The sequence below is a fragment of the Kribbella sp. WER1 genome, assembly GCF_054189145.1.
The window spans coordinates 374,341-394,277 of the sequence record NZ_CM135186.1 but is presented as its reverse complement, the minus strand read 5'-3'; the positions used below and the strand labels follow the sequence as shown (position 1 = coordinate 394,277).

General features: G+C 69.6%; 21 protein-coding genes. 11 read left to right on the top strand and 10 right to left on the bottom strand.

The genetic code is table 11. The features are described 5' to 3' along the window. Positions 1 to 29: 29 nt before the first annotated feature. The 4 genes from ACXJJ3_RS01915 (at position 30) to ACXJJ3_RS01900 (ending at position 3,686) form a co-directional block, all read left to right on the top strand. Positions 30 to 1,346: an RNA polymerase sigma factor gene (locus ACXJJ3_RS01915; RefSeq protein WP_458168094.1), complete on the top strand. Its 1,317-nt coding sequence runs from the start codon at positions 30 to 32 to the stop codon at positions 1,344 to 1,346. Further along, positions 1,346 to 1,618 carry a DUF6412 domain-containing protein gene (locus ACXJJ3_RS01910; protein ID WP_458168093.1) on the top strand — a complete coding sequence of 91 codons (273 nt, stop codon included), beginning with the start codon at positions 1,346 to 1,348 and terminating at the stop codon, positions 1,616 to 1,618. The genes ACXJJ3_RS01915 and ACXJJ3_RS01910 overlap by 1 nt, the downstream gene beginning before the upstream one ends. A gap of 45 nt (positions 1,619 to 1,663) precedes the next feature. Beyond that, the gene (locus ACXJJ3_RS01905) at positions 1,664 to 2,341 is read left to right on the top strand and encodes a YidC/Oxa1 family membrane protein insertase (RefSeq protein ID WP_458168092.1); all 678 of its coding nucleotides are present in this window, start codon (positions 1,664 to 1,666) and stop codon (positions 2,339 to 2,341) included. An 85-nt stretch (positions 2,342 to 2,426) separates the two neighbouring features. Beyond that, positions 2,427 to 3,686, top strand: coding sequence for an ROK family protein (locus ACXJJ3_RS01900; protein ID WP_458168091.1), 1,260 nt, complete (start codon positions 2,427 to 2,429; stop codon positions 3,684 to 3,686). Here ACXJJ3_RS01900 and ACXJJ3_RS01895 read toward each other — a convergent pair. Then, a complete protein-coding gene (locus tag ACXJJ3_RS01895) occupies positions 3,659 to 4,999 on the bottom strand; it encodes an RNA-guided endonuclease InsQ/TnpB family protein (protein ID WP_458168090.1) in 1,341 nt (446 codons plus the stop codon). The two genes, ACXJJ3_RS01900 and ACXJJ3_RS01895, sit on opposite strands and share 28 nt — an antisense overlap. 92 nt (positions 5,000 to 5,091) lie before the next feature. Here ACXJJ3_RS01895 and ACXJJ3_RS01890 point away from each other — a divergent pair, with 92 nt between their 5' ends. Both ACXJJ3_RS01890 and ACXJJ3_RS01885 read left to right on the top strand, forming a co-directional pair. Continuing rightward, complete coding sequence (locus ACXJJ3_RS01890; protein ID WP_458168089.1) at positions 5,092 to 5,898, top strand: sugar phosphate isomerase/epimerase family protein; 807 nt, start codon at positions 5,092 to 5,094, stop codon at positions 5,896 to 5,898. A 1-nt stretch (position 5,899) separates the two neighbouring features. After that, complete coding sequence (locus ACXJJ3_RS01885) at positions 5,900 to 6,955, top strand: Gfo/Idh/MocA family protein (RefSeq protein WP_458168088.1); 1,056 nt, start codon at positions 5,900 to 5,902, stop codon at positions 6,953 to 6,955. On the opposite strand, the gene ACXJJ3_RS01880 is transcribed toward ACXJJ3_RS01885, so the two are convergent. Continuing rightward, entirely contained in the window at positions 6,945 to 7,757 is an 813-nt protein-coding gene (locus ACXJJ3_RS01880; RefSeq protein WP_458168087.1) for a phosphotransferase, read from the bottom strand. The two genes, ACXJJ3_RS01885 and ACXJJ3_RS01880, sit on opposite strands and share 11 nt — an antisense overlap. 103 nt (positions 7,758 to 7,860) lie before the next feature. Between ACXJJ3_RS01880 and ACXJJ3_RS01875 the strand changes: the two genes are divergently transcribed. Genes ACXJJ3_RS01875 through ppk2 form a run of 3 tightly spaced genes read left to right on the top strand, consistent with a single transcriptional unit; the run spans position 7,861 to position 10,787 of the window. Beyond that, positions 7,861 to 9,159, top strand: a complete 1,299-nt coding sequence (locus tag ACXJJ3_RS01875) for an MFS transporter (RefSeq protein ID WP_458168086.1) — start codon at positions 7,861 to 7,863, stop codon at positions 9,157 to 9,159. Between the two features lie 57 nt (positions 9,160 to 9,216). Further along, a complete protein-coding gene (locus tag ACXJJ3_RS01870) occupies positions 9,217 to 9,849 on the top strand; it encodes a class I SAM-dependent methyltransferase (protein WP_458168085.1) in 633 nt (210 codons plus the stop codon). 29 nt (positions 9,850 to 9,878) lie between these two features. Next, positions 9,879 to 10,787 (top strand): polyphosphate kinase 2, encoded by a 909-nt coding sequence (gene ppk2, locus ACXJJ3_RS01865; protein WP_458168084.1) that lies wholly within the window; start codon positions 9,879 to 9,881, stop codon positions 10,785 to 10,787. Here the strand turns inward: ppk2 and ACXJJ3_RS01860 are convergent. The 6 genes from ACXJJ3_RS01860 to ACXJJ3_RS01835 form a co-directional block, all read right to left on the bottom strand. Next, a complete protein-coding gene (locus ACXJJ3_RS01860) occupies positions 10,784 to 11,413 on the bottom strand; it encodes a hypothetical protein (RefSeq protein ID WP_458168083.1) in 630 nt (209 codons plus the stop codon). The two genes, ppk2 and ACXJJ3_RS01860, sit on opposite strands and share 4 nt — an antisense overlap. After that, entirely contained in the window at positions 11,403 to 11,939 is a 537-nt protein-coding gene (locus ACXJJ3_RS01855) for a SigE family RNA polymerase sigma factor (protein WP_458168082.1), read from the bottom strand. The genes ACXJJ3_RS01860 and ACXJJ3_RS01855 overlap by 11 nt, the downstream gene beginning before the upstream one ends. 76 nt (positions 11,940 to 12,015) lie before the next feature. Further along, positions 12,016 to 13,509: a sensor histidine kinase gene (locus ACXJJ3_RS01850; protein ID WP_458168081.1), complete on the bottom strand. Its 1,494-nt coding sequence runs from the start codon at positions 13,507 to 13,509 to the stop codon at positions 12,016 to 12,018. Beyond that, positions 13,509 to 14,210 carry a response regulator transcription factor gene (locus ACXJJ3_RS01845; protein WP_458168080.1) on the bottom strand — a complete coding sequence of 234 codons (702 nt, stop codon included), beginning with the start codon at positions 14,208 to 14,210 and terminating at the stop codon, positions 13,509 to 13,511. Before ACXJJ3_RS01845 ends, ACXJJ3_RS01850 begins: the two co-directional genes overlap by 1 nt. Positions 14,211 to 14,300: 90 nt before the next feature. After that, a complete protein-coding gene (locus tag ACXJJ3_RS01840) occupies positions 14,301 to 14,825 on the bottom strand; it encodes a hypothetical protein (protein WP_458168079.1) in 525 nt (174 codons plus the stop codon). A 44-nt stretch (positions 14,826 to 14,869) separates the two neighbouring features. Next, complete coding sequence (locus ACXJJ3_RS01835) at positions 14,870 to 15,358, bottom strand: DUF456 domain-containing protein (RefSeq protein ID WP_458168078.1); 489 nt, start codon at positions 15,356 to 15,358, stop codon at positions 14,870 to 14,872. A 41-nt stretch (positions 15,359 to 15,399) separates the two neighbouring features. Here ACXJJ3_RS01835 and ACXJJ3_RS01830 point away from each other — a divergent pair, with 41 nt between their 5' ends. Beyond that, positions 15,400 to 17,367, top strand: coding sequence for an amylo-alpha-1,6-glucosidase (locus tag ACXJJ3_RS01830; RefSeq protein ID WP_458168077.1), 1,968 nt, complete (start codon positions 15,400 to 15,402; stop codon positions 17,365 to 17,367). Here ACXJJ3_RS01830 and ACXJJ3_RS01825 read toward each other — a convergent pair. Continuing rightward, positions 17,364 to 17,996, bottom strand: coding sequence for a LysE family translocator (locus tag ACXJJ3_RS01825; protein ID WP_458168076.1), 633 nt, complete (start codon positions 17,994 to 17,996; stop codon positions 17,364 to 17,366). The genes ACXJJ3_RS01830 and ACXJJ3_RS01825 overlap by 4 nt on opposite strands. Before the next feature lie 70 nt (positions 17,997 to 18,066). On the opposite strand from ACXJJ3_RS01825, the gene ACXJJ3_RS01820 reads away from it, so the two are divergent. Next, positions 18,067 to 19,542, top strand: a complete 1,476-nt coding sequence (locus tag ACXJJ3_RS01820) for an aminotransferase-like domain-containing protein (protein WP_458168075.1) — start codon at positions 18,067 to 18,069, stop codon at positions 19,540 to 19,542. A gap of 97 nt (positions 19,543 to 19,639) precedes the next feature. Here ACXJJ3_RS01820 and ACXJJ3_RS01815 read toward each other — a convergent pair whose 3' ends face one another. Beyond that, positions 19,640 to 19,870 (bottom strand): DUF7455 domain-containing protein, encoded by a 231-nt coding sequence (locus ACXJJ3_RS01815; protein WP_458168074.1) that lies wholly within the window; start codon positions 19,868 to 19,870, stop codon positions 19,640 to 19,642. Positions 19,871 to 19,937 lie beyond the last annotated feature (67 nt).

Sequence of the window (19,937 nt, the reverse complement as noted above, 5' to 3'; positions counted from 1 at the left end):
CAAACCCTGCGTCAGACGAGAGGTAATTCGTGTCGTCCAGCTCGTCCGAGAATCTTCCCGCCGAGCCGGCCCGGGCCGTGGCCGCCACCGCCCGTAGCACGGCTCCGAGGACCAGCGCCCGAGTGACCGAGCCGGCCGCCAAGAAGGTGGCCGCGAAGAAGGCGGCGGTGAAGGCCGCCGGCACCAAGGAGGACGGTATCCCCGCGAAGAAGGCCGCTGCCAAGAAGGCTCCGGCGAAGAAGGCAGTGTCCGAGGCGGGTCTGGCGATCGACCCGAAGACCGGGAAGCCGCGCGCGCTCGACGAGGTGGACGAGTCCGACTTCCAGCCGGACGCGGTCAAGGGGCTGGAGAAGGAGCTCACCGAGGACCAGGGCTTCATCGTCTCCGAGGCCGACGAGACCGACGAGCCCGAGCAGCAGGTGATGGTCGCCGGTGCCACCGCGGACCCGGTCAAGGACTACCTGAAGCAGATCGGCAAGGTCCCGCTGCTGAACGCCGAGCAGGAGGTCGAGCTCGCGAAGCGGATCGAGGCCGGCCTGTTCGCCGAGGAGCAGTCCGCCGACGAGGCCGCCAAGCTCAAGGACAAGGTCCGCGACGAGTACGAGTGGATCTCCGAGGACGGCCGGCGCGCCAAGAACCACCTGCTCGAGGCCAACCTGCGCCTGGTGGTGTCGTTGGCCAAGCGCTACACCGGCCGCGGCATGCTGTTCCTGGACCTGATCCAGGAGGGCAACCTCGGTCTGATCCGTGCGGTCGAGAAGTTCGACTACACCAAGGGCTACAAGTTCTCGACGTACGCCACCTGGTGGATCCGGCAGGCGATCACCCGGGCGATGGCCGACCAGGCCCGCACCATCCGGATCCCGGTGCACATGGTCGAGGTCATCAACAAGCTGGCCCGTGTCCAGCGGCAGATGCTGCAGGACCTCGGCCGGGAGCCCACTCCGGAGGAGCTCGCCAAGGAGCTCGACATGACCCCGGAGAAGGTCATCGAGGTGCAGAAGTACGGCCGGGAGCCGATCTCGCTGCACACCCCGCTCGGTGAGGACGGCGACTCCGAGTTCGGCGACCTGATCGAGGACTCCGAGGCGATCGTGCCGGCCGAGGCGGTCTCGTTCACGCTGCTCCAGGAGCAGCTGCACGCGGTGCTGGACACGCTGTCCGAGCGTGAGGCCGGCGTGGTCTCGATGCGCTTCGGTCTCACCGACGGTCAGCCGAAGACCCTCGACGAGATCGGCAAGGTGTACGGCGTGACCCGCGAGCGGATCCGCCAGATCGAGTCCAAGACCATGTCGAAGCTCCGGCACCCGTCGCGGTCCCAGGTGCTTCGCGACTACCTGGACTGATGACGATGGGGCAGGTGTTCGCCGGCGTCTGGTCGCTGGCGATGCCTGCCCTCGGCCCGGATGCGGGTCTGCTGGCCGTCGCCGTGTTCACGGCGGCGGCCTTGCTGTTCCTGGCGGTCCAGGTCGCCCGGACGGCGTCGCGCCATCCGATGGCCTCGCCGCTGCCGGCACGTTCGAGCGCCACCCGGGCCAACGCCCGGCGTACGGCCTATCTGTTGCTCCGGGATCCCGATGCTGCCGGGAGAGCCCGGCCACGAGCCCCGGGACTGTAGCGGACCACCTCGCTACCAGTTCCTACCCACTCGTGGAGTTTTGCTGTGCCTTCTTTCCTGGAGGCACCGGTCGCCGGTGCCTATCACATGCTCACGTCCTTCGTCTCCGTCCTGCAACCACTGACCGGTGCGTACGCCGCCGTGGTCGCGATCGTGCTGTGTACCCTGCTCGTCCGGCTGTGTCTGGTCCCGCTCAGCGTGCGGGCGCATCGCGGGATGCAGGCGCGCGCGGCGTTGATGCCGCAGTACAAACAACTCACCGAGAAGCACCGGGGTGATCCGGAGCGGCTGCAGTGCGAGCTGACCAAACTGCAGTCGGAGTCCGGTACGTCGCTGTTCGCCGGGTTCCTGCCGTTGCTCGCGCAGCTGCCGTTCTTCTGGCTGATGTACACGCTGTTCTCCCGCGCGGTGGTCGCGGGGGAGTCGAACCAGCTGATCAGCGGAAGCCTGTTCGGGGCGCCCCTCGGTGCGCATTGGCCGATCCTGACCGGCACTCCGGCGTACCTGGTGATCGCTGTGTTGCTCGCTGTAGTCGCGTTCTTCTCGGCGCGGCTGCAGCTGCGGCAGCTGGACGCGTCGGCCACCACGCTGTCTCGGCGGATGGCGCAGTTGCTGCCGTTCGGGACCTTGCTGACGGTGGCGTTCGTGCCGTTGGCGGCCGGGTTGTACGTGCTGACGACGACCACGTGGACGGTCGTCGAGCGCACGGTGCTGCAGCGGTAGTTGCTTGGAGCAACGGTCATTGCCGTCGGTCCGCGCATTCTGTTACCGTCTTTATTAAAGCCGGTTCCTTAATGGGTTGGGGTCGATGGAGACTGCACGCGGAGCCGCGCAGGCGGAGCGAGCGGCGAACCAGGTCGCCTGCCTGCGTTTCCTCTCCGACGCGGACGAGGCGCGCACTGTCGGCATGCTCAGCGAGGGCACCGGCCTGTCGCGCCCGACCGTGCACGCCGTCCTCGACGACCTGCTCGCCGCCGGCCTGGTGGAGTCCGCCAGCCCGGCGACGGCAGGTCCCGGCCGCCCGGCCCGAGCCTTCCGCTTCGCCCGCGAGACGGGCCTGGTAGCCGGCGTCGACCTCGGCCCGCGGGGCGCCCGGGCCATCATCTGCGACCTCTCTGGCACCCGACTCGCCTACGCCGAACTACCCTCCAACGGCCCCGCCGACCTGAGCCTGATCCCCTGCGCCCTGCAGGCCGCAGCCGACACCGCGCGCTGCGCGTCGGAGGTATCCGCCGGCTCAGGTGGTGCCGAGTGGCGTGCGCTGGACGCGGCTGCCGGTTCGCGCGGTGGTTCCTCCGCGTCTTCGGGTCCGCTTGACCTTCGGCGGTTGCGGGCGGTGGGGATTGGGCTGCCGGGGGTGGTGGAGGCGGACGGGCGGTTGCGGGCCAGCCTCGCGACCCCCGGGCTGGTGGGGTTGCCGGTGGGGGAGTTGCTGGCGAAGGAGCTCGGGGTTCCGGTGGTGGTGGACAACGACATCAAGCTGGCGGCGCTGGCGGAGCAGCGGGGTGGGGCGGGGCTTGGGTACTCCGACGTCGTCTATCTGCAGATCGGGCACCGGCTGTCGGTGTCGATCGTGCTGAACGGCGTCATCCGGCAAGGACGTCACCGGCTGGCAGGCGAGTTGGGCGCGCAACGCGGAATGCGGTGGACGCGGAACGCCCAGCGCGGACAGCTCGTCTGGTCGACTCGGCCGACCGGCGCCGAAGTACTGACCGCTGCCGCCGCCGGAGACGCCGCAGCGCAGGCCGAGCTCCAAGAGTTCTGCCAGCAAATCGCCCCGCGGATCGCGACCGTCCTCCTGGTCGTCGACCCAGAGGTGATCGTCGTCCGCGGCGGCCCCGCGGCAGACAGCAGCGCCCTGCTCCGCCCACTCGCCGCCGCGGTCGAAAACGAACTGGTCTTCCCCGAACGCCCACCCTTCGCCGCCGCAGCCCTGGGCCGCGAAGCGGTGGTACTCGGGGCCGTCGGCAACGCGTTCGACCGCTTGACGTCAGGCATCTACGGAATCCAGGACGTCCCCAGCCCCTGGACCCGCATCACTCACGAAGTGGAGAGGACCACCAATTGACTGCTCCCTCCTGAAGGTGGGATTCCTGGCTCAGGCTGCCCCGGCAGGCGTGCTGCCAGAGGTCTTGCGCCGTCAGCACCAGCCGGGGACAGACCAGCCCGGACGAGCATCACGCGAGCGGAGTTCTTGTCTCTCGGAGACACCATGCCGCACGAGATGCAGGTATAGGTACGTTCGGAAAGGGGAAGTGCGTGCTTGGTTCTCGCACCGCACGCCGCGCAGTCCATCGTGGTATGCGCGGGATTCACGAGACGCACTTCGCGCCCATGCTTGTGGCTCATTTCGAGCAGAGCTTGCTTCGTCACGCCGATCGCTGCGTCGGCGGCTTTCCGGGCCATCGAGGACTTGGCGAGGAACTTCGGGCGGAAGTCTTCGACGGCAATCACATCATGGTCGCGAACAACTGCTTTCGCCCATTTCCTGGCAGTGTCCTGTCGTTGTCTCGCGACCTTCTTCTGCAGCTTTGCGGCCTTACCTCTTGCGGCGCGGTATCCTCGCGACTCGACTTGTCCTGTGACCGGCTTTCTGCGCGCCATCGCCCGCTGGTACTTGGCGAGCCGCTTTGCGGCAATCTTGCCGTGCTGAGCATGCAGCAAGTCGTAGTTGTCACAGGTAGTCGTCGCGGTTACCTTGACGCCCCAGTCCACACCGATGGCGCGACCGGTCGCGGGCAGTGGGTCTGGCTGCGCGACGACGACGAATGTTGCGTACCAATGCCCCGAACTGTCACGGAAGACGCGAACCGAAGACGGCGGCGACGGGAGGTCGCGAGACCACACCACGGTGAGGACGATCCCGCCCGCGAGCTGCAGACGCCCGGCCTTCAAGCGGAAGCCGTTCCTCGTGTAGTTGAGGGTCGGCAGCGCGACCCGCTTCTTCTTCGGGCGAGGCATGCCGGCACGCTGTCGTTGCGGCAGCCCGTCGTTGATGTCTTTCAACGCCTTCGTTCTGGACTTGGCGAAGTCCCTGATCGTTTGCTGCTGTGGCACGCTGGCACCCGCACGCAGCCACGGCACGCGAGCGCGCGCCTGCGTAAGCATCCGGTCGAGCTGCGCCGGGCCGCAGGTCAGCTTGCGATCGGGAGTGGCCCGATTGTGCAAATGGACCTGCCGGGCTTTCGCGACGCACTCGTTCCAGACCCACCGGCAACGATCCCACTCGCGAAGCAATGCGTCGGCGGCTGCGGACGAGACCCGCAATCGGTACCTGTACCTCGCACGCACAATGTCTTCGGTCTCACCGTTAGGGCCCGGGGACGGCGTCGTCATGAAAGGAAGCCAACCATCGAGAACCGACAGTTTCTGAATCGTCACCGTTCGGGTGGTCCCTCCACCCTGAAGTTCCGCACCTACACCGGAGATGAAAAGTGAAGCTCGGAGTCAGCTCGTACTGTTTCCGCCAGCTCATGACGAGCGGCGAGATGGACCTGATCGGTGTCCTGGACTGGGTCGCGGCCTCGTCGGCCGGGCACATCGAGGTGGCCGCGATGGACGGCGAGTACTACCTGGAGCACCAGGACGTCGTCCGCGACACCGCGAAGCACGCCGAGGAGATCGGCGTACCGATCGTGAACTACCTGGTCAGCGGCGACCTGCGGACCGCGGACACCGCGGAGATCGACCGGCTCCGCAAGCAACTGGACGTGGCGCACGCGTTCGGTGCGCGGATCTTCCGGCACGACGTCGCGCCGTGGGCGTGGCGGGAGCAGGACCCGGGCGAGTTCGAGACGACGTTCGCCAAGGTCGTCGAGGGCTGCCGGGCGGTCGCCGAGCACGCGGCCGGGCTCGGCATCGTGTCGACGATCGAGAACCACGGCTTCTTCATGAACGGCAGCGAGCGGCTGGCCCGCCTGGTGTACGAGGTGGACCGGCCGAACTTCCGGGTCACGCTCGACCTCGGCAACGGCCTGTGCGTCGGCGAGGTCCCGGGCAAGACGGCCGCCGGGCTGATCGACGTCGCGGCGTCGATCGGCGTGAAGGACTTCCACATCCGCCGCTCGGCGGGTGAGGGCTGGCTGAAGACGCTGGCCGGCGACTACCTGCTCGGCACGGTCACGGGCCACGGTGACGTGGACGTCGCGGGGCTGCTGGCGCTGGCGGCGACGAAGCCCGACGTACCGGTGAGCCTGGAATTCGAGGGCATGGAGACGCCGCTGCCCGCGATCGAGCGCTCGCTCGCCAACATCCTCCGACTGACGGAAGGCAACGCCTGACATGACGACGCGGATTGCAGTGATCGGCCTCGGCTCGATCGCCGTCGAGCACCTGGCGGCGTACCAGAAGAACCCGCAGGCCGAGCTGGTCGCGGTGTGCGACGTGGACCTCGAGCGGGCGAAGGCGCGCGCCGAGCAGTTCGGGGTCGAGCGGGTGACCGGCGACGCCCAGGAGATCTTCTCCGACCCGTCGATCGACGCGGTCAGCGTGTGCGTGCCGAACACGCTGCACGCCCCGATCGCCGAGGGCGCGCTGCGGGCCGGCAAGAACGTCCTGGTCGAGAAGCCGATGACCGTGACGGTGCCGGAGGCCGAGGCGCTGGTGAAGGCGGTCGAGGAGACCGGCAAGGCCCTGCAGATCGGGTACGTACGCCGGTACGCGCCGAACGCGCTGGTGACCAAGCGGTTCCTGGAGGCCGGCGAGTTCGGCAGCATCTACGCGGCCCGCGCGACGCTGCTGCGGACGGCCGGCAACCCGGGCGGCTGGTTCGGCGATGTCGAACTGTCCGGCGGCGGCCCGCTGATCGACCTCGGCGTCCACATCATCGATCTGTGCTGGTACCTGATGGGGATGCCGAAGCCGGTGTCCGCGTCGGGTGCGACGTTCGCGCCGCTGGGTGCCCGCGACAACATCCAGAACCTGACCCGGTACAAGGCGGCCTCGGCGGCCCGGCCGAACACGGTCGAGGACTACGCGACCGCGCAGATCCGGTTCGAGGGCGGGGCGGTCCTCGACGTGGACACGTCGTACTCGCTGCATGCGCGCAACGAGCTGAGCGTCCGGATCCACGGCGACAAGGGCGGCGCGGAGATCGAGCCCGAACTGCTGATGGTCACCGAGCGGCACGACACGCTGCTGCACGTCCAGCCGCAGATCGACTCGCTCGGCTTCGACTTCAAGGTCGGCTTCGCGAACCAGATCGACCACTTCCTGCAGATCTGCCGCGGCGAGATCCCGGCCGACGCGACCGCGGAACAGGGCCTCGAGATGGCCAAGATGCTGTCCGCGATCTACGAGTCGGCCAAGCTCGGCGCCGAGGTGAAGATCAGCCACTGAGTGCGGTAGTGAGGGAGTCGGCGTTCTGCTCCAGCCAGGTCTGGCGGTGGCGGATGGTGTCGCCGACTCCCTCGTTCCACATGCGTTGCCAGCCGCCGCCGAGGGTGTCGGCGCGGTGCTTCATCGTGTGCCAGGCGCGGACGTTCAGGGCGATCGAGAGCGGGACGACCCGTGCCCGGTCTGCGGGGGACAGGTCGTAGGCGTCGGCGAGCAGGCGGCAGCGGCGTGGGCGGTCGAGGCCGCGGAGTCCGGGGTCGAGGTCGGCGTCGGCGCCGAGCGGGGCCCACCAGAGCATCAGGTTGACGAACTCGCGGGCGCGGCTGACCGGACGGGCGAGGTCGAAGTCGATCAGCGCGTACGCACGGCCCTCGCGGAACACGACGTTCTCCGGCGTCACGTCCTGGTGGCCGACCAGCTCCGGCGGATCGTCGAGCTCCGGCAGCCCGGGCGGCTCGATCGGCGCGGGCAGGTTGCCGGGGACGCCGTACGGCTCGATCGCGTCGTCGTACGCGCGGAGCAGGTGCGCGACCGACACCATCCGGTCCTCGTCGGCGATCCAGGCCGGACGCGGGCGGCCGGCCACCTCGCCCTCGACGTACGTGAGGGTTTGCCGGCCCTTGGAGTCGATGCCGAGGTACCGCGGTGCGCCGTCGAAGCCGGCCTTCTCCAGGTAGCGCAGTACGTCCTGCACCAGCTCGGCGCGTTCGCCGGGCGGACGTCGTACGGTGTCGCCGACCCGCACCAGGCCCTCGGTCACGTCCCCGCCGAGCAGCGGGATCTCCTCGCCGTCCTCGATCACCATGCCTCATTCCACTAGCTGAAACGTTTGTCTACACATAAGGTGCCGGCGCGGTAGCGTGCGACGATCCGCGATTGATCGGAGGCGCACAGTGACCGCCAGCTCTGTGAAAGCTCCACCGGGAGCCAGCCGCACGAGATACCTGATCCTAGGGCTCGCGTTCGTCGGGCTCTCACTGAATTACCTGGACCGCGCGAACCTGAGCGTCGCACTGCCGTTCATCCAGGACGACCTGCACCTGCACCTCAGCAATGCCGAGAAGGGCCTGATCCTCGGCGCGTTCTTCTGGGCGTACGACGGGGCGATGCTCGCCGCGGGCTGGTTCGCGGACAAGGTCGGCTCGCGGAAGGCGTTCACGTTCGCCGCGTTGTGGTGGAGTGTCGTGACCGCGCTGACCCCGCTGGCGCGCGGGTTCTGGTCGCTCTTCGCGTTCCGGTTCGCGCTCGGCGCGGGCGAGGCGCCGGCGTACCCGAGTGCGACCAAGGCCGCGTCGCGGTGGTTCCCGGCGCACGAGCGGGCGTTCGCGAGTGCGGTGATCGACTCCGGGTCGCGGGTCGGCACGGTGCTGTCGCTGCCGGTCGTGACCGGGCTGATCGCGTTGGTCAGCTGGCACTTCTCGTTCGTCGTCCTCGGCGTGCTCGGGATCATGCTGGCCGCGGTCTGGTACTGGTACTACCGCGACCCGATGGAGCATCGGCACGCAAACGCCGAGGAGCGGTCGTACATCGCGTCCCACGGCGCGCGTCTGGAGGACAACGACGACGAGGCAGCGGCGCAGGTGCGCTGGCGGGACCTGTTCCGGTACCGGACGATCCGCGGGATGATGCTCGGCTTCTTCTGCCTGAACTTCGTCATCTACTTCTTCCTCACCTGGTTCCCGTCGTACCTCAAGGACGCCCGCGGGCTCGACCTCGCGCAGCTCGGGACGCTCGGCACGCTGCCCGGCATCACCGCGATCGCCGGCGGCTGGATCGCGGGGATCGTCGCGGACCGGCGGATCCGGGCCGGCGCCGACGTGACCCGGGTGCGGAAGACCGTGATGGTCGGCGGGCTGCTCGGCGGTGCGGCGATCGTGTTCGCGGCGCCGGCCAAGTCGGTGTACGTCGCGCTGCTGTTCCTGGCGATCTCGTACGCGAGCCTGGCGATCGCGGCGACCGGGATCTGGTCGCTGCCCGGGGACGTGGCGCCGTCGTCGCGGCACGTGGCGTCGATCGGCGGCATCCAGAACTTCGCGTCGAACATCGCCGGGATCATCAGCCCGTACGTGTTCGGGCTGCTGCTGGACATCTACCACGGTTCGTACCTGCCGTCGTTCGCGGTCGCCGGAGTGGTGGCGGTGATCGGGGCGCTGACGTACGCGTTCGTGGTCGGCAAGGCCGAACCGCTGCCTGTCCGGGACACCTGACTTGCCAACACGGCAAGATTGTTTGCGGGATTCGGCGCGCAGGCGGACGATCGCGGTATGACGACCGAACAGTTGCCGGACGAGTTCTGGAACGCCTTCTACGCCGAGCACGAGCAGATCTGGAGCGGCAGGCCGAACGTCGCGTTCGCCGAAGAGGTGGCGGACCTGCCCGCCGGCCGCGCCCTCGACCTCGGCTGCGGCGAAGGCGCCGACGCGATCTGGCTCGCCGAGCGGGGCTGGCAGGTCACCGCCGTCGACATCTCGACGGTCGCGCTCGGCCGTGCGGCCGAGCACGCGAAGGCGGCCGGTGTCGGCGACCGGATCGACTGGCAGCAGCACGAGCTGGGCAGCTCGTTCCCGGACGGCGAGTTCGACCTGGTGTCCGCGCAGTTCCTGCACTCCAAGACCGACCTGCCGCGCGACGGCATCCTGCGGCGCGCGGCGGCCGCGGTCGCGCCCGGCGGCGTACTGCTGATCGAGGGCCACCTGGGATTCCCGCCGGGGGAGCACAACCCGCACCCCGAGATCCACTTCCCGGAGCCCGCCGAGGTGATCGACAGCCTCGCGCTGGCCGACGGCGAGTGGGAGACGCTCGTCAGCCGCGCGCACGACCGCGCCCAGGTGATGCGCGACGGCGTACCGGTCAACCGCCGCGACTGCACGGTGAAGCTGCGCCGCCTGTTCATCTGAAGGTCATCATCGCAGCGGATTCTGAGGGCATGAACACGCCTGATCTGGTGCAAGAGCTCGGCTTCCGCGTGCTGGACGAGGAGGACGACGACCCGGTGCTGCTGCGCGCCGACGGTACGCCGGTGGACACCTGGCGGGAGGGTTATCCGTACGCCGAGCGGCTGCCGCGGGAGAGCTACGACCGGGACAAGCGGCTGCTGCAGATCGAGCTGCTCAAGCTGCAGTACTGGGTGAAGCGGTCGAAGCAGCGGCTGGTGATCGTGTTCGAGGGGCGTGACGCGGCGGGCAAGGGCGGGACGATCAAGCGGTTCATGGAACACCTGAACCCGCGTGGCGCGAGCATCGTCGCGCTCGAGAAGCCGACCGAGCGCGAGCAGACCCAGTGGTACTTCCAGCGGTACGTCGCGCATCTGCCGGCCGCCGGTGAGATGACGCTGTTCGACCGGTCCTGGTACAACCGCGCGTGCGTCGAGCACGTGATGGGGTACTGCGACCAGGAGCAGTACGAGGAGTTCATGCGGCAGGCGCCGGAGTTCGAGCGGATGCTCGTCCGGTCCGGGATCAAGCTGGTGAAGCTGTGGTTCTCGGTGTCGCAGGCCGAGCAGCAGACCCGCTTCACGATCCGCCAGATCGACCCGGTCCGGCAGTGGAAGCTGTCGCCGACCGACCTCGCGTCGCTGGACAAGTGGCAGGCGTACACCGAGGCGAAGGAGGCGATGTTCCACTACACCGACACCGGGCACGCCCCCTGGACCGTTGTGAAGAGCAACGACAAGAAGCGCGCCCGGCTGGAGGCGATGCGGCACGTGCTCTCGCTGTACGACTACACCGACAAGGACGAGGAGCTGGTCGGCCACCCCGACCCCAAGATCCTCGGCCCGGCGGCCCAGGTCCTGGAGCACGGGGAGTCGGCGACGCGGTCGTTCCCGGTGCTCTAGCGGATCGTCACCTTGGTGCTGACGACGACCGGGTTCTTCAGGCCGCAGTACTGGCCTGTGTAGGTGTAGGTATAGGTGCCGGCCTTCGGATAGGTGAACGTGTCCGGTGGGTACGTCGCGTTGCCTGTGTAGCGTCTCGTCGACTTCGCGCACTCCTGCATGTTGCTGAGCGAGCCGACCGTCGGGCCGTAGCCGTACGACGTCGTCGAGCCCTGGCCGAGGCCCGCGAGGCCCTGGTCGGTCGGCAGGTACCCGCCGACGTACGGGACCAGGATCGTCCCGGAGGCCTCGATCGTCATGGTCAGCGTCCGGCCCTTCACGTGCGGCGTCAGCTTGAGCCGGACGCCGAACGCCGGCGGGGCGGTCGCGGACGGCGTGGGCACCGTCGCCTGCAGCGCCGACGGGGACGGCGGTCCCGCGACGGGTGCCTGGGTACTCGGGCCGCTCAGGTTGCCGGCGATCGCGACTGCGGCGACCACGGCGGCCGACGCCAGCCCGGCCGCACCCACGGCGCGCCGGCGGCGTACCTTGCGGACGCGCGCGAACACGGCCTCGCTCGGCGCCTGGCTCGGGGGCGGCGGCTCGGCGACGAGCTGCTCGAAGCGCTGCTTCAGCTCATCGGTCATGGGCGACTTCCTTCCGCGCAGGGGACGTGACGGCCGCGACGAGCTGATGCTCGCGGAGCCGGGCGAGGCCGCGGGAGACGTTGCTCTTCACGGTACCGACCGAGCACCCCATGATCTGGGCGATCTCGGCCTCGGGCAGGTCCTCGAAGTACCGCAGGACGACGGCCGCCCGGGTCCGCTTCGGCAGGTCCGCGAGCGCCCGGAGCAGCAGATCACGGTCGTCGACCACGCCGTACTGCGACTGGCTCACCCGCTCCGGCAGATGCTCGGTGGGCGTCTCGCCCCGCCACTTGCGGCGCCACCACTGGGTGCTGGTGTTGACCATCGCGGTCCGGGTGTAGCTCTCCAGCGCGTTGGCGCTCCGCAGCGAGTTGCGGTGGAACCACACCTTCGTCAACGCGGTCTGCACCAGGTCCTCCGCCAGCTGCCACTCCCCGGTGAGCAGATACCCGAACCGCTGCAACGCGGTGAACCTCCCGTCCACGAACTCGGCGAACTCCCGGTCCCGCCCGGTCTCCAAAGCCATCCTCCGCCTCTCATCTCACTCAAGAGGCTGATGACCCGACCCCCGGAAAAGGTTGAGAGCCATTCGCTGACCTTGCTCAGTTGGCCAGGGGGAGGTGGACGGTGAAGGTGGCGCCGTGGGGGGTGGTGTTGGTGGTGGTTACGCGGCCTTTGTGGGCGGCTACGAGGGCGGCGACGATGGAGAGGCCGAGGCCGGAGCCGCCGGTGGTGCGGGTGCGGGCGGTGTCGGCGCGGTAGAAGCGTTCGAAGACGCGGGCCTTCTGCTCCTCGGAGAGGCCCGGGCCGGTGTCGCTGACCTCGAGGATGGCCTCGGTGCCGCGAGTGCCGACGGAGACCGTGATCGGGGCGTCGACGGGGGTGTAGTTGAGGGCGTTGCTGACCAGGTTGCCGAGCACCTGGCGCAGGCGTGCCTCGTCGCCTTCGACGACGGGCGCTTCCGAGTCGGGGAGGATCGTCAGCGACAGCGGCCGGTCCGGCTGGATCGCCTGCGCGTTGTGCAGCGTGTCGGCGGCGATCGGCAGCAGATCCACGGACTCCATCCGCAACGGACGTTGCTGGTCGAGCCGTGCCAGCAGCAACAGGTCGTCGACGAGCAGCCCCATCCGCTTCGCCTCGTCCTCGATCCGGCGCATCGTGTCGGAGTCCGTGCTGTCGCCGCGCTGCCGCGACAGCTCCGCGAACCCGCGGATCGACGTCAACGGAGTCCGCAGCTCGTGCGACGCATCCGCGACGAACCTCCGCATCCGCTCCTCGGACTGCCGCGCCGCCTCCTCCGACTGCCGGGCAGCGTCTTCCGACCGTCGCGCCGCCGCCTCGGACGCGGTCCGTTGCGCGAACGCCGTCTCGATCTGCCCGAGCATCTGGTTCAGCGCCAGCGACAGCCGCCCCACCTCGGTCCGCGGATCCCGCTGCGGGACACGCCGCCCCAGGTCCCCGCCGGCGATCGCGACCGCGGTGTTCTCCACGTCCTCCAGCCCGCGCAGACTTCGCCGTACGACGAACGTCCCGACGCCGGCCAGCAGCACCAGCACGATCACGCCTGCGGAGAGCTGGACGCCGACGAGCCGGGTGATCGTGTGGTCCATGTCGCGCAGGCTCTGCGCCACCATCACCGAACCGGTGCCGTCGTCGAGCGGTACGGCGAGCACCCGCCAGGTGGCGCCGCCGGAGACCGCCTTCACGTCGAACGGCCGGCCGTTCAGGTTGCGAACCTGGTTGAGGTCCAGCACCGGAAGGGTCGGCAGCGGCTCGGCGTCGGTCAGCCGGGTCCCGATCGGGCCGTTGTCGCTGTGGCCCTCGGAGTCGTTGTACTGCACGACGACCGGGTTCGGGATCTGCCGTGGGCGGTTCGGCCCCGGCGGCAGCGGGCGGTTGTCCGGCCGGAAGCGCATCAGCTGCATCGACGTCTGCTGCAGCTGCTCGTCGACGCGGTCGATGAGGTAGCCGCGCATGATGGTCGTCGACAGTATGCCGGAGGCAGCCAGCGCGAGCACGACCAGCGTCAGCAGGACGACGACGATGGTGACGCGCAGCGGATACCGGTCGGTGAACCGCCGGTGACTCAGTTGCATCAGTTGGGGCCTCGCGGGGTGCGCAGTACGTAGCCGACCCCGCGGACGGTGTGGAGCAGCTTCTGGTCGCCGGTGTCGACCTTACGGCGCAGGTACGACATGTACGACTCGACCACGCCCGCGTCGCCGGCGAAGTCATAGTTCCACACCGCGGACAGGATCTGCCCCTTCGACATCACCCGCTCGGAGTTCTCCAGCAGGCAGCGAAGCAGCTTGAACTCGGTCAGCGACAGCTGCACGGCCTTGCCGGCCTTGAACACCTCGTAGCTGTCCTCGTTGAGCTCCAGGTCGGCGTACCGCAGTACGGCCGCCTCGGTCGTCGTCTCCTCGCGGTGACCGGAGCGGCGCAGTAGCGCCCGCACCCGCGCGACCAGCTCGTCGAGGCTGAACGGCTTGGTGACGTAGTCGTCGCCGCCGGTCTGCAGGCCGAGTACCTTGTCCTCGACCGCGTCCCGCGCGGTCAGGAACAGCACCGGTACGTGCCGGTCCTCACCGCGCAGCCGGCGGACCACCTCGAAGCCGTCCAGTCCGGGCATCATCACGTCGAGGACGACCAGGTCGGGCTCCACGTCCCGGGCCTTGCGCAGCGCCTCGGCGCCGTGCGTCGCCGTGGTCACGTCGTACCCGGCGAACCGCAGACTCGCGGACAGCAGCTCGACGATGTTCGGTTCGTCGTCGACAACCAGCAGATGCGGACTCATAGTGACAGTGTGCCGCCGGCATCCGTGTGAACCCTGGAAGCTTCCTGGCAATCGCCTGTGAGTCGCCGGAACGTCACCTGTACGTCTGGGTCAGCGTGGTGCGTGCTTGAAGCCCCAGCTCTGCCCCGCTGCCTGCCGGACCGTACCGTCGTTGACCCGGACCGCCGTGGCGTTACCGTTCGTGACGACGGCCTGCACGTTGACCGTGTTGCCGGTCTTCACGTCGCCGATGCCGTTGCGGGCCGCGTTCACCATCGTGTTCGAGGTGAGCGTGTACGTCCGGCTGTAGCCGTCGGCGCTCTTCACCGTGAGTGAGGTGCTGCTGACGGCAGTGACCTGACCGCGCTGGACGGCGACGGTCTCGTACCCGCCACCGTTCTTCTGTACGACGAACTCGCCGTGCAGCGCTCCGCCGAGCCCGAACTCGCCGCGGAACCCGCCACGCCCGGGCTTCTGGTTCTGATTCTGGTTCGGCTGCGAGGGAGACGCGGACGGAGAGGCGGACGGGGTCGGGTCCGTGTTGTTCGCGGCCCAGGCAACGCCGCCGGCTGCCGTGGTCACGACGACCGCGGCGGCCGTGCCGATCAGGCGCCACCGCTTCTGAGAGAGCTTCATCGTCCTAGCATGCCGCCCGTGACTAAGAACGAGCTGGCAATCGGCTAAGAGATCAGGAACAGCACCGCGACCAGCCAGAGGGCGGCGGCGAGGCAGGTGCCGAGGAGTTCGATGAGCATGGAGACGCCGGTCTCGCGGAGCGCGTGTTTGGTGGAGGTCCAGGCCGCGCCGTGCGCGCGCAGCCGCTGCGCCTCGGACAGGTAGACGCCGAGCGGGAAGCCGACGAACATCCCGACCAGCGGGATCACGAAGAAGCCGACGATGCCCAGGAGTACGCCGACGATCATGGAGCGCCGCGGTACGCCGGCCTCACGCAGCCGGCGCTCCGGTACGACGTACTTCACCACCTGGCTGGCACCGATGAGCACCGTGCAGACCGCGAACACGATCCACCCGGTGGCGCTCCGCTCGACGATCGCCCAGACCAGGATCGCCGCCAGGCTGAGCAGCGCGCCGGGCAGGATCGGCAGCACGATGCCCGCGATCCCAACGAAGATCGCGATCCCGGCGAGGACCGTCACGGCAGTCTGCATACCCCAACTCTCTCGCACCGCGGGGCCTTTAGGGTGGGGACATGTCCTCCCAGCTCCACGAACTCGTCACCGCCCTGGCCGCTCCGTGGGTGGTGCTGTCGCCGCGATCAGGTCAGCTCACCGGCTCCGGTGCGGAGGGCGTGTACGCCCGGGACCGCCGGATCCTGTCCCGGTTGAGCGTCACGGTCGACGGCCGCGACCCGATCCCGGTGCACGTCGACGAACAGGACGCGGCGACCCACCAGTACGTCGCGATGGTCGAAGGGCTCGGCGACACCCGGCACGACCCGACCGTGATGCTGTACCGGACCCGGACCGTCGAATCCGCCGGCCTCATCGAGCGGATCACGCTCGTGAACCGTTCCCGCGCGACCGTCGAGTGCCGCCTGGATGTTGCCCTCGGCACCGACCTGGCCGGTACCGCCGCGGTCCGCAGCGGCGCGGCGACCGCCCTGCCGCAGCTCCCGCCGCTCCCGGACGGGCCTGGCCGGATCCGCTGGGAGAGCGACGACACCCGCGTCGTCGTCACCGCGGACCCTGGCGTGACGGCGACGCCGCGCGTCGAGCCGGGGGCGGAGTTCACGCTGACGCTGCATGTCGCCGCCGACTTCCCGAAGTCGACGACCGGCTTCTCGATCGAGCCGCCGGCCGAGCGTACGCCGTACGACGTCATCCTCGACTGTGACGACAAGCGCGTGGAGCGTTGGCTGGAGCGGTCGCTCGAGGACGTGACCGCGCTGCAGCTCGCCGACGGCGACGACAGGTACCTCGGTGCCGGGCCGCCGTGGTACCTGACGCTCTTCGGCCGGGACTCGCTGATCTCGTCCGGCATGCTGATCCCGGTCGACCCGACGCTCGCCGCCGGGACCCTGCGCGCCCTCGCCGCCCGCCAGGGGACGAAGGTCGACGCGGACACCGCCGAGCAGCCGGGCAAGATCCCGCACGAGCTGCGCGCCGAGGTGGCCGACCACGGCGGCGGCCTGGTCCTCCCGCCGGTGTACTACGGGACGCACGACGCGACCCAGCTGTGGATCAGCACCCTGCACAAGGCCTGGCGCTGGGGCATGCCCACCGACGAGGTCCGCGACCTGCTGCCGAACGTGCGGCGCGCCCTGACCTGGATGAAGGACTACGCCGACCCGGACGGCGACGGCTTCCTCGAGTACGTCGACGAGTCCGGCCACGGCCTCGCGAACCAGGGCTGGAAGGACTCCGCCGACGCCGTGCAATGGCCGGACGGGACGCTCGCGACCGCGCCGATCGCGCTGTGCGAGGTCCAGGGATACGCGTACGCCGCGGCCGTGCAGGGTGCCGAGCTGCTCGAGGCGTTCGACGAGTCCGGTGACGAGTGGCGGCTGTGGGCGGCTGCGCTGCAGGAGCGGTTCCGAGCCGCGTTCTGGGTCGACGGCTGTCCGGCGATCGCGCTCGACGGTGCGAAGAACCCGGTCGCCGGCCGCGCCTCGAACATGGGCCACCTGCTCGGCACCGGCCTGCTGGACGCGGACGAGGAGCAGACTGTCGCCGACGTCCTCGCCGGCGCCGACCTGGACAGCGGCTTCGGTCTCCGGACGTTGTCCACGGCAATGACCCGGTTCAACCCGCTCGGCTACCACACCGGCAGCGTCTGGCCGCACGACACCGCGATGACGATCCAGGGCCTGTTCGCGACCGGCCACGCCGATGTCGCGGCGTCGTACGTCGAGGGCCTGGTCCGCGCCGCGGAGGCGTTCGACTACCGCCTGCCCGAGCTGTACGGCGGCCGCGGGACCGGTGCGGAGAGTACGCCGACGCCGTACCCGCTCTCGTGCCGCCCGCAGGCGTGGGCCGCCGCGTCGGCCGTCGCCGTCCTGGTCGCGGCGCTCGGCATCGAGCCCGACGTACCGGGTGGGGCGCTGGTGGTGAACCCCGCCGCGCCGTGGAAACGCCTTGAACTGAAGGGCTTGCGGGTCGGCGACGACATACTGACCGTCCGGCTGGACGGCGACGGCGCGGAGATCCTGCGCGGCTAGGTGGTCAAGGTGCTGAGGACGGCGGCGACGGCGAGGGCCAGGTAGACGCCTGCGACCAGGCGGTTGCGCCAGCGGCCTGTCGCGCGGGTCGAGCGGAAGCGGCGGCCGACGGCGTCGGCGCCGAGGGCGTAGCAGAGGTCGAGGGTGATGCCGATCAGCAGGGCGCCGGCGCCGAGCAGCAGCATCTCGGTGCGGAGCTGATCGGGTCCGGCGCCGCGGGTGGTGAACTGCGGGAGGAACGCGAGGAAGAACAGCGCGGCCTTCGGGTTCAGCAGGTTGACCACGACGCCGTCGCGGAAGATCCGGCCGAGCGGGGCTGCCTGGATCCCGGCCGAGTGCGCGGCGGCCGGTGCGACGAGCAGCCGGGTCCCGAGGTACGCGAGGTAGAGCGCGCCCGTGACCGTGATCGCGGTGAACAACGCGGGCGAGGCCTGCACCACGGTCGCCAGGCCGAGCGCGGTGACGACGATGTACACGAGCGTCCCGGTCTCGATCGCGAGCGCCGATACGACACCCGCGCGCCGTCCTTGAGTGAGACTGCGCAGCGAGATGTACAGATTGTTCGGCCCTGGCATGCCGACCAGCAGCACTGTCGCTCCCGCGAATCCCGCGACCTGCCCGATCCCCACGTGACCTCCTATTGGACTGTATTAGCCTGGCGGCCTTGGAAGCAGTCCACCCGAGCCAATAAGAGGAGAAGTGGACCGTTCTGGAGACGCGGGTGCGCTGGCCGATCTGATCGGCCACCGGCTGACCGGCCGCAGCGGCGGCCTGTACCGGCGGCTGGCCGACGAACTCGCCGCGCTGATCGGCTCCGCGGAGCTCCCCGTCGGCGCCCGGCTGCCCGCCGAACGCCGGCTCGCCGAAGCGCTCGCGGTCAGCCGCTCCACGGTCGTCGCGGCGTACGACGAACTCCGCGCCCGCGGCCTGGTGGAGAGCCGCCGCGGCAGCGGTACGACGGTCGCCCGCGCCGCCGGACGGGGACGTTCACGAGCGGACAAGCGGATGCCGTCCGGGTCCGGCGAGTCGCTGTTCCACCGCATCACGGTCGGCCCCGGCGAACTGATCTCGATGACGTACGCCGTCGACCCCGGACTGCCCGAGCTCTCCTCCGAGCTGGTCGACCTCGCGTCGACCGACCTGCCCGAGCTGCTCGGCGACGTCGGCTACCACCCGCGCGGCCTGCCGGTACTGCGCGAACGGATCGCGGAGCACTTCACCGCTTCGGGGCTGCCGACGTCCGCGGACGAGATCGTCGTGACCACCGGCGCGCATCAGGCGATCGCGCTGGTCACCCAGATGTACCTGCGCAACGGTGCCGCGGTCGCGATCGAGCAGCCGAGCTGGCCGGGGTGCTTCGACCTGTTCGGCGCGGCCGGCGGGCGGGTGGTCGGCGTACCGCTGGACGATGCGGGGATCCGGCCCGACCTGCTGGATGCGGCGTTCGCGGAGCATCAGCCGGCGATGCTGTTCGTGATGCCGACGTTCCACAATCCGACCGGGCGGCTGATGTCGGCGGCGCGCCGGCGGCAGGTCGCGGAGCTGGCCGCGCGGCACGGGGTCGTCGTGGTGGAGGACAACGCGTACTCGGCGTGGGATCCGTCCGGGCCGGAGATCCCGCCGCCGCTGGCCGCGTACGCGCCGGACGCGGCCGAGGTACTGACGATCGGGTCCGTGTCGAAGGCGGTGTGGGGCGGGCTGCGGATCGGGTGGATCCGGGCATCGCGGCCGCTGGCGGAACGGCTGGCGCGACACAAGGCACTGGCCGATCTCGGCAGCCCGGTGATCGACCAGGCGCTGACGGCCCGGTTACTGCCGCGGCTCGGCGAGCTGACCGCGGCACGGGCACGCGTGGCGACGGTGCGGAAGAAGTTGATGGGGGAGTTGCTGACCGAACGACTGCCCGAATGGGAGTGGTCTGTACCGGTCGGTGGGTCGGCCTTGTGGATCCGGTTGCCGGACACCGATGCGCGGGTGTTCGCCCAGGTCGCGTTGCGGCACGGCGTGGAGGTGGTGGCCGGGCAGGCGATGGATCCGACCGGCGAGCACAACGACTACCTACGGGTGCCGTTCGCCTACTCGGAGCGCGTGCTCGACGACGCGGTCAGCCGGCTGGCACGGGCATGGCAGGAACTGCGCCGACACGGGCCGGGACCCGGCGTACCTGTGGTGTGACAAGAAAGGATGGCGGCCATCCTGTCGGGATCAGCCGCCATCGAAGCCTGCTATGACTTTGGCGCCGTCGTTGGCGCGTTTGGAACAGCCTGGTGGTTTACCGCTCGTCTTCGGCGGCGATCGTCGGCGTGGCGTCGAGCCTGCCCGTCTCGTCGTGGATCGTGATCGCGATGTCGCGCAGCTTCTCCGAGTGCTCCCGGCCGTGGTGGGCGCAGAAGAGCAGCTCCCCACCGCTGGTCAGGGTGACTCGGACGTAGGCCTGCGCACCGCAGCGGTCACAACGATCCGCGGCCGACAGGGCCGAACTCGGGGCGAGTGCTGTAGTCATTGAGGCCTCATCTCATCTAGTTCCGTACTCACCAGATAGCAACATCCTGACATGCGGATCGCTTCCC